3 protein-coding genes are annotated in these 2704 nt (G+C 62.9%); 2 read left to right on the plus strand and 1 reads right to left on the minus strand.

Going from position 1 to position 2704, the window contains the following annotated elements; translation table 11 throughout:
• On the minus strand, nucleotides 1-727 hold a 727-nt coding region (locus AC2VNK_RS05890; protein WP_486883154.1), incomplete at its 3' end, for a TolC family protein.
• 231 nt (nucleotides 728-958) lie between these two features.
• Between AC2VNK_RS05890 and AC2VNK_RS05895 the strand changes: the two genes are divergently transcribed.
• Nucleotides 959-1663 carry a response regulator gene (locus AC2VNK_RS05895; RefSeq protein WP_486883155.1) on the plus strand — a complete coding sequence of 235 codons (705 nt, stop codon included), beginning with the start codon at nucleotides 959-961 and terminating at the stop codon, nucleotides 1661-1663.
• Nucleotides 1664-1665: 2 nt separating this feature from the next.
• Nucleotides 1666-2704 (plus strand): HAMP domain-containing protein (locus tag AC2VNK_RS05900; RefSeq protein ID WP_486883156.1); only part of this gene is annotated, 1039 nt, incomplete at its 3' end.

Raw genomic sequence — 2704 nt, forward strand, 5'->3', positions numbered from 1 at the left:
GATAACCCAACTGATACTCCTGCTGCAGCAGGTGCAGCAGATGGGCATCGGCAGCGGCAATCCGTTGTGCGGCATTGCGCTGCGCCTGCGCCGCCGCGCCGCTGATCACCGCGCGGCTCACCGCCGCCGCCAAAAAGACTTCACTCTGATGTAGACTGGCACGGCTCACTGCCGCCTGGGCCTTGGCGGCGTGGACCAGATCGGCCTGCCGACCAAATACATCGGGGTTGTAGTGGACGTCGACGGTGCCTAGCAGCAGGCTGTAGAGATTGCCGGGAATGCGATAGCTCGCCCCGCCGTTCGCGCCGGTCCGTTGTGCCCGCCCGCGACTGATTCCGGCACCGGCACCCACGCTGGGCAGTAGTCCGCCCTGGGCCACCGCAATCAAAGACTGCTCGCGCGCCAGGGCCGCCTGCGCCGCCTGTACATCCGGGTTGGCCTGCATGGCCTGGCGGATATAGTCATTCAACGGCGTCGAACGAAAGAGCGACCACCAGGCCTGTGCCTCCTGCGTGGTCCACCGGACCTGCTGCTGAGCACTGTGCAGATCTATGGGGTGGGCGTTATAGGTCTTGGGCGCCGGCACAGCAGGTGCGCCAAGCTGCGGCCCGACAGCGCAACCCGCCGCAGCGACAAGCCCGAGCAGGATACCCAGCCGGGCCATACCCGGAGCTGAACGCCCCGCTTTCTGCTGCCCCTGGCCGTGCGGATACCTGGCGTTTTTCATGCAAAACCCTCACTCAGTCGATATACGGGAATAAGCGGCGCTATCCGCAAGCACCGAGAGGGCAACTCCCTGCGCAGCCGTCGCAACAGGGAAAAATGGTAGCGGGAATGCCTGTAACAATCTTTGCTGCAGGTCTGTTAAAACGTAACAGACTGTCACTTTGGCGGCGGTCGGGAGGCTTTGTTACATTTGGCCTTGGCCCACCCGAGAACAACGGGTTAGAGTGTACACATGGACACACAGAAACAGATTTTGGTCGTCGACGATGACCTGCGCCTGCGCAGCCTGGTGGAGTCGCACCTGCAGGGTTTTGGCTTTGCGGTGCGTGGCATAAATGACGGTCGGCAGATCGACAGTCTGCTTGCCGAAACACCGGTTGATCTGATCGTTCTCGATCTGGGTCTGCCCCATGAAGACGGCCTGCAAATCTGCCGACGGCTGCGCCAGCATCATGATGTCCCCATCCTCATGCTCACCGCGCGCGGCGATGAAATAGACCGCATCCTGGGCCTGGAGATGGGCGCCGACGACTATCTCGCCAAGCCTTTTCACCCCCGCGAACTGGTGGCCCGCATCCAGGCGATCCTGCGCCGCACCCGCGCTGCCGTCCCCCGCTCCGAAGCGCTAACAGCCCCCTTCCAATGCGGCCCATTCACCGTGGACATGGGCCGGCAAGAAATTCAACTTGGCGGACAGAGCTTGTCTCTCACCAGCGCCGAGTTCCAGACCCTGGCGACGCTCATTCAGCATGAAGGCCAGCCGCTGACCCGCGAAAAGCTGATGTGGCTGACCCGCGGCCGCCAGCTCGAAAACGACGATCGCAGCATGGATATGCAGATTTCCCGCCTGCGCCGCCTGCTCGACAACATCCCCGGCCGACCTCGGCATATCCGCACGGTCTGGGGTCATGGCTACCTGTTTGTCGCGGAACCCTGAGCATGCGCAGCTTCTGGCCGCGTAGCACCCTGTGGCGGACCGTACTCCTGCTAGCGGTTCTGCTGCTGGGGACCCAGGGCGCCGTCTATGTCCTGTTTCATCAATACGTGCTGAATCCTGCCGCCGAACGCTTCGCGGAATTTCTCTGGCAGACTGACCACGCCCTGATTGCGGCCGGCGCCGATCACACACCCATCGGCACCCTACAGTGGCGGTCGCCCCATGATCTGCCGGGCGCACCTACCAACAACTATTTTTTGCGCCAAAGCGCCCATTATCTGGCCCGGATTGCCCCCGGCGCGGCGCTGCGGGCCGGCCCCGTCGATGCCCATGCCACCTGGATGTGGATTCGCGGCGACCACCGCCAGCCCTGGCTGGGTATGCGCGTCTCTCCCATGAATTTCGGCGGGCAAAGCTTCATGTTTATGCGCCTCGGTGTCATCGCCCTCTGTACCCTGCTCGGCGCCTGGATCATCGTCCGCCAGATCAACCGTCCCCTGGCCCGACTGGCAGCGGAGGCACCGCGCATCGGCCGGGGCGATATGCCGGAATCTCTCGAACCCATTGGCGGCCCCCTGGAGGTGCGTCATCTGGAGCAGGCCATCACCAGCATGGCCAAGGATCTGCATCGCCTGCACGAAGAACGCACCCTGCTACTCACCGGTATTTCCCATGAACTGCGCACCCCTCTGTCGCGCCTGCTGCTGACCCTGCACCTTCAGGACCACGATCTGCTGGCCGAAAAAGCGGCCATGCTGGTGGACGTTAGCGAAATGGATGAGACCATCGATAAGTTTCTGACCCTGGTGCGCAGCGGAGACCAGGAAAGGGTCATCCAGGTGGAGGTGCGCGACTGGGTGGCCGAAATGGCCGAGACGGCCCGGGAACGCTACGGCCTGGAGGTACAGATAGAGCATCCTGCCGGACCTGCCACCTTACCGCCTCTGCGCTGCCGCCCTTTGGCGCTGGAAAGAGTGTTCCGCAATCTTTTTGACAACGCCCGGCGTTATGGTGGTGGACGCCTGGATATGCAGATCATCC

Source organism: Acidithiobacillus sp. TH-A35 (assembly GCF_057473505.1).

Coding starts and splice junctions, on each gene's coding strand:
- AC2VNK_RS05895 (WP_486883155.1), top strand. CDS start 959: ATGGACACACAGAAACAGATTTTGGTCGTCGACGATGACCTGCGCCTG.